The following is a 6,481-nucleotide window of genomic DNA, read 5'->3' on the forward strand; positions in this document are numbered from 1 at the left end:
GGCCGCTGTTCACCCACGGCGTGCAGAGCGGCGACGTGACCGCCGACTCGGCGCTGGTCTGGACCCGCGCGGACCGGCCCGGCCGGATGCTGGTCGAGGTGAGCCGCCGCCCGGACCTGCGCGGCGCCCGCCTGGTGCGCGGCCCGGTGGTCGACCCCACCGGCGACCTCACCGGCAAGGTCCGCCTGCGCGGCCTGCCCGCGGGGGAGCGGCTGCACTACCGGGTACGGGTGGAGAGCCTGGACCGGCACGGCCTGTGCAGCGAGCCGCTGACCGGTTCGTTCGCCACCGCCCCCGGGCGGCACCAGCGGCGTGACGTGCGGTTCGTATGGACCGGCGACATCGTCGGGCAGGGCTGGGGGATCAGCACCGACTTCGACGGCCTGGCGATCTTCCGGGCCATGCGGGAACGCCGCCCGGACTTCTTCCTGTGCAGCGGCGACACCGTGTACGCCGACGGCCCGCTGGCCGAGAGCGTGGTGCTGCCGGACGGCCGCACCTGGCGCAACCTGGTGACGCCGGAGAAGAGCAAGGTGGCCGAGACGCTCGCCGAGTACCGGGGGCAGTTCGCGTACAACCTGCTCGACGAGCACCTGCGGGCGTTCGCCGCCGAGGTGCCGCAGATCAACCAGTGGGACGACCACGAGGTGGTGAACAACTGGTACCCGGGGGAGATCCTGACCGACGACAGGTACGGCGAGAAGCGCGTGGACGTGCTCGCCGCCCGGGCCCGGCAGGCGTTCCGCGAGTGGCTGCCGGTGCCGTCGGGCGGGCCGATGTACCGCAAGTTGTCGTACGGGCCGCTGCTGGACGTGTTCGTGCTGGACATGCGCACCTACAAGGACCCGAACGACGGCAACACGTACGCGGACCGCAGTCGCGGCCTGCTCGGCACGGCGCAGCGGGAGTGGCTGATCCGGGAGCTGCGCGCGTCCCGCGCCACCTGGAAGGTGATCGCCAACGACCTGCCGATCGGCGTGGTGGTGCCGGACGGGTCAGACGCCCAGGAGGGTGTCGCGCAGGGCGACCACGGCGCGCCGGCCGGCCGGGAACTGGAGTTCGCCGAGGTGCTGCGCGCCTCGCACCGGGCCGGGGTGACCGGGCTGGTGTTCCTCACCGCCGACGTGCACTACACCGCCGCCCACCACTACGACCCGGCGCGCGCCGCGGTGCGCGACTTCAGCCCGTTCTGGGAGTTCGTCTCCGGCCCGGCGCACGCCGGTGCGTTCGGCCCGAACGCGCTGGACGGTACGTTCGGCCCGAAGGCGGTCTTCGTGCACGCACCGCCGCGCGCCAACACCTCACCGGCCGAGGGCTTCCAGCACTTCGGCGAGGTGACCATTGACGGCCCGTCGGCGGCGCTGACGGTCCACCTGCGCGATCGCGTCGGCGCCTCCCTCTGGACCACCACCCTTCCGGCCCCGACGCGCCGCTGACCCCCGGCCGACCTCGTCGATCATGAAGTTGGCGGCGATGTGGATCTCGGATTCCGTCGTCAACTTCATGATCGACGGGCGGAGGCGGGGCGGGGCGGGGCGGGGCGGGAGATACTCGGCGGCGCGGCGGGCGGGGGGTCGAGTACGCTTGAGCGCACAGGCGACGACCCGGCCATCACCGGTGAGCCTCCGGAAGAACGGCCGGGTCACCGGCTCAGTAGAACCGGACGGGACGGCCCGTCACAGCCGGCCAACGAGCGGGCGGTCGCACCTCGACCGCCAAGCGGGGTGGTACCGCGGGCCACGCCCGGGCGCCGGTCACGGCGTACCGGATTCGGCTCGTCCTCGCAGACCACAGACGAGTGAGCTGCTGAGGGAGAGCGACAGGCGATGGCCTATCCGTTGCACGACCCGACCGGCGCCGGTGTCCCGGCGAGCCCGGACCTGCCCGCGGTCGAGCGCCGGGTGCTGGAGCACTGGACGGCCGACAAGACCTTCGAGGCGTCGGTCGAGGCCCGCGACGCGGGCCGGAACGGCGAGAACGAGTACGTCTTCTACGACGGCCCGCCGTTCGCCAACGGCCTGCCGCACTACGGCCACCTGTTCACCGGCTACGTCAAGGACGTGGTGCCGCGCTACCAGACCATGCGCGGGTGGCACGTCGAGCGCCGGTTCGGCTGGGACTGCCACGGCCTGCCCGCCGAGGTGGTGGCCGAGAAGCAGCTCGGCATCACCACCAAGGCGGAGATCCTCGACCTCGGCGTGGCCCGGTTCAACGACGCCTGCCGCACGTCGGTGCTGGAGTTCACCCACGACTGGGAGCGGTACGTCACCCGGCAGGCCCGCTGGGTCGACTTCGCCAACGACTACAAGACGCTCGACCTGGACTACATGGAAAGCGTCATGTGGGCCTTCAAGACCCTGCACGACAAGGGCCTGGTCTACGAGGGCTTCCGGGTGCTCGCGTACTGCTGGCGGTGCGAGACGCCGCTGTCGAACACCGAGACCCGGATGGACGACGTCTACCGGGACCGGCACGACCCGACGCTCACCGTCTGGTTCGAGCTGACCGCCGACGAGAACGCGCCGGAGCCGCTGCGCGGGCCGGTCAAGCTCGGCGTCTGGACGACCACGCCGTGGACGCTGCCGTCGAACCTGGCGCTCGCCGTCGGCCCCGACATCGAGTACGCCGTGCTGGAACACCGGGGTTCGCCCGACAGCGAGCGCAGTGGTGAGCGCTACGTCGTCGGCGCCGCGCGCCTCGGCGCGTACGCCAAGGAGCTGGAGGGATACGAGCAGGTCGGCACCGTGTACGGCCGCGACCTGGTCGGACGCCGCTACACGCCGCTGTACGACTTCCTGGTCGAGCCGGCCGGGGAGAACGCCTACCAGGTGCTCGGCGCGGACTTCGTCACCACCGAGGACGGCACCGGGATCGTCCACCTGGCGCCCGCCTTCGGCGAGGACGACCAGAACACCTGCAACGCCGCCGGCATCCCCACCGTCGTGACGGTGGACGACCACACCCGGTTCACCGCACTGGTGCCGCCGTACCAGGGCGAGCAGGTCTTCGACGTGAACAAGCCGGTGATCCGGGAGCTGAAGGAGCGGGGGGTGGTGCTGCGGCAGGACACCTACACCCACTCCTACCCGCACTGCTGGCGCTGCGACACCCCGCTGGTCTACAAGGCGGTGTCGTCGTGGTTCGTCGCGGTGTCGACGTTCAAGGACCGGATGGTCGAGCTGAACCAGCAGATCAACTGGACGCCCGGCCACATCAAGGACGGTTCGTTCGGCAAGTGGCTGGCCAACGCCCGGGACTGGTCGATCAGCCGGAACCGGTTCTGGGGCTCGCCGATCCCGGTGTGGCGCTCCGACGACCCGAACTACCCGCGGGTGGACGTCTACGGTTCGCTGGCCGACATCGAGCGGGACTTCGGCGTACGCCTGACCGACCTGCACCGGCCGGCGGTGGACGACCTGGTCCGCCCCAACCCGGACGACCCGACGGGCAAGTCGATGATGCGCCGGGTGCCGGAGGTGCTGGACTGCTGGTTCGAGTCCGGCTCGATGCCGTTCGCCCAGGTGCACTACCCGTTCGAGAACCGCGAGTGGTTCGAGCACCACTACCCGGGTGACTTCATCGTCGAGTACATCGGGCAGACCCGCGGCTGGTTCTACACCATGCACGTACTGGCCACCGCGCTGTTCGACAGGCCGGCGTTCCGCAACTGCCTGAGCCACGGCATCCTGCTCGGCTCGGACGGCCGCAAGATGTCCAAGAGCCTGCGCAACTACCCGGACGTCTACCACGTGTTCGACTCCTACGGGTCGGACGCGATGCGGTGGATGCTGATGTCCTCGCCGGTGTTGCGCGGCGGCGACATGGCGGTCACCGAGTCGGGCATCCGAGACGCGGTGCGCCAGGTGCTGCTGCCGCTGTGGAACGTCTGGTACTTCTTCTCGCTCTACGCCAACGCCGACGGCTACACCGCGCGTCGTCGTACCGACTCGGCGAACGTGCTCGACCGGTACGTGCTGGCGAAGACGAACGAGCTGGTCGCGACCGTCGGCGCGCAGATGGACGCGTACGACATCTCCGGCGCCTGCGCCACCGTGCGGTCCTACCTGGACGCGCTGACCAACTGGTACGTGCGCCGGTCCCGGGACCGGTTCTGGGCCGGCGACGCGGACGCGTTCGACACGCTGTGGACCGTGCTGGAGACGCTCTGCCGGGTGGTGGCACCGCTGGCGCCGCTGACCGCCGAGGAGATCTGGCGCGGGCTGACCGGCGAGCGGTCGGTGCACCTCACCGACTGGCCGCAGGCGGACGAGTTCCCGGCCGACCACGAGCTGGTCTCCGCGATGGACAACGTCCGGGCGGTCGCCTCGGCGGCGCTGTCGCTGCGCAAGGCCAAGGGCCTGCGGGTACGGCTGCCGCTGGCGACGCTCACCGTGGCGTCGCCCGTCGCCGCCCAGCTGCGGCCCTTCGCCGACCTGGTCGCCGACGAGGTCAACGTCAAGGAGGTCGTGCTCACCGACGAGGTGTCCGCGTACTGCCAGCAGGTGCTCACCGTGGTGCCGCGGGCGCTCGGCCCGCGCGTCGGCAAGGCCGTCCAGCAGGTCATCAAGGCGGTCAAGGCGGGGGAGTGGGAGCTGCGCGACGGCGCCCCGGTCGCCGCCGGGGTCACGCTGGCCGAGGGCGAGTACGAGCTGCGCCTGGTCGCCGCCGACGCCGAGCACTCCGCGCCGCTACCAGGCGGTGAGGGAGTGGTCGTGCTGGACACCGAGGTCACGCCGGAACTCGCCGCCGAGGGGCTGGCCCGGGACGTGGTCCGGGTCGTGCAGCAGGCCCGCCGCGACGCCGATCTGGACATCTCCGACCGGATCACGGTGGCGGTCTCGGCGTCCGAGGAGGTGCGCGCGGCGGTCGCCGCGTACACCGGGTTCGTGGCCCGGGAGGTGCTCGCCGACAGCATCGACTTCGCCGAGGGCCTCGACGGCTTCTCCGGCGAGGCCGGCGAGGGCGAGCGCGTGACGGTGACGGTCCGCAAGGTGTGAGCGGTGCGGGCCCTCCTGCACCCTCTCGGGTGGAGGAGGGCCCGCACCCAGCGAGTGGACTGCGGGCCACCCGCTCGGTGGCGGACGGCCGCGTCGGCTACCGTGACAGCGCCTGTTTCACGTACGACCGCCGGAGGACCCGTGCCCCTGCTCTACACCATCGGCAAGCTCACCGTGGCGCCCGCGCTCCGGTTGGCCTTCCGTCCGCACGTGGAGGGTTTGGAGCACATCCCGGCGACCGGCGGCGCGATCTTCGCCAGCAACCACCTCTCCGTCGCCGACGAGCTGCTCCTCGGCACCGTGGTGCCCCGGCACCTGGCGTTCTGGGCCAAGTCGGAGTACTTCAAGGGCACCGGCCTCAAGGGCGGCTTCTCCAAGTTCGTGCTCACCGGCCTGGGCGCGATCCCGGTCGAGCGGGCCGGTGGCCGGGCGGCGCTGACCGCGTTCGACGCGGCGATCCCGGTGCTCAAGGCCGGCGACCTGGTCGCCGTCTACCCGGAGGGCACCCGCTCCCCGGACGGGCGGCTCTACCGCGGGCGTACCGGCACCGTCCGGCTGGCCATCGCCGCCGGTGTGCCGATCATCCCGGTCGGCGTGACCGGCACCGACAAGGCCCAGCCCATCGGTACGCGGATCCCGCGACCGGGCCGCGCCAAGATCACTATGAAGTTCGGCAAGCCGCTGGACTTCACCGGCCGTCCCGACGACCGCACGTCGCTGCGCACGATGACCGACGAGATGATGGCCGAGATCCAGAAGCTCAGCGGGCAGGAGTACGTCCCGCGCTACGCCCCGAAGCGCGCCGACCAGGCCGGCGGCGAGCAGACCGCCTGAGCGGTCAGGACTTCGGCACCACCACGCGCTGGCGCAGGTCGTTCAGCAGCCGCCCGCTGTCGTCCACCGACAGCCGGGTGAACACGCCGGTGGTGAGGCTGCCGTGGTCGGCCGAGACGCAGACCACCACCGAGTCGCCGTCCGCGCGGCCGACGGCGCAGCGCTCGTGGCGTCCCCGTACGCCGGTGTCCACCACCACCGACTCCTGCAGGGCGTAGTCCCCGGCGAGACGTTCGATCTCCGACTTGGCGTCCGACTCCGGGCTGAACCGCAGCCCGGTGGTGCCGAACAACGTCACCCGCTTGCCGTCGCTCGTGCTGTAGATGCCGGCGAACGTGTCCTCGGCCAGCAGGTTCGACTCGCGTACCCGGGACTTCAGCTCCTCGGCGGCGGCCCGGCTGCTGTCGTCCTGACGTAGCCGCATCGAGTCGATCTGGTCCGGGAGGGTGGCGCTGGCCGGGTACTGGGTGGAGATCGGCTGGAACCACCAGAGCGGGAGCCCGCAGCAGCAGGCGACGGAGAGCAGCAGCACCCAGGGCCAGCGGCGCCGGCGGCGGGTCCGCTTCGGCGGCTGCTGCCAGCCCGGCGGCGGTGCGACAGGCGGACCGGCCTTGCCCCGGCGCTGCTTCGGCGGCCGCCCGGGCTTCGCC

The 6,481-nt window shown here is 71.7% G+C and carries 3 protein-coding genes and 1 pseudogene; 3 read left to right on the plus strand and 1 reads right to left on the minus strand.

Annotated elements, in window-relative coordinates; translation table 11 throughout:
• The 3 genes from AC2CHG_RS29005 to AC2CHG_RS29015 all read left to right on the plus strand — a co-directional run.
• Positions 1-1,436: alkaline phosphatase D family protein (locus AC2CHG_RS29005; RefSeq protein WP_484525992.1), on the plus strand; the 1,436-nt coding region annotated here is incomplete at its 5' end.
• A gap of 390 nt (positions 1,437-1,826) precedes the next feature.
• On the plus strand, positions 1,827-4,997 hold the full coding sequence (gene ileS, locus AC2CHG_RS29010) for an isoleucine--tRNA ligase (protein ID WP_484525993.1): 3,171 nt from the start codon (positions 1,827-1,829) through the stop codon (positions 4,995-4,997).
• Between the two features lie 141 nt (positions 4,998-5,138).
• Positions 5,139-5,831 (plus strand): lysophospholipid acyltransferase family protein, encoded by a 693-nt coding sequence (locus tag AC2CHG_RS29015; protein ID WP_262015118.1) that lies wholly within the window; start codon positions 5,139-5,141, stop codon positions 5,829-5,831.
• Between the two features lie 4 nt (positions 5,832-5,835).
• Here AC2CHG_RS29015 and AC2CHG_RS29020 read toward each other — a convergent pair.
• A pseudogene (locus AC2CHG_RS29020) lies at positions 5,836-6,481 on the minus strand (hypothetical protein); the annotation flags it as partial.

This window comes from Micromonospora sp. ATLC20, assembly GCF_057196585.1.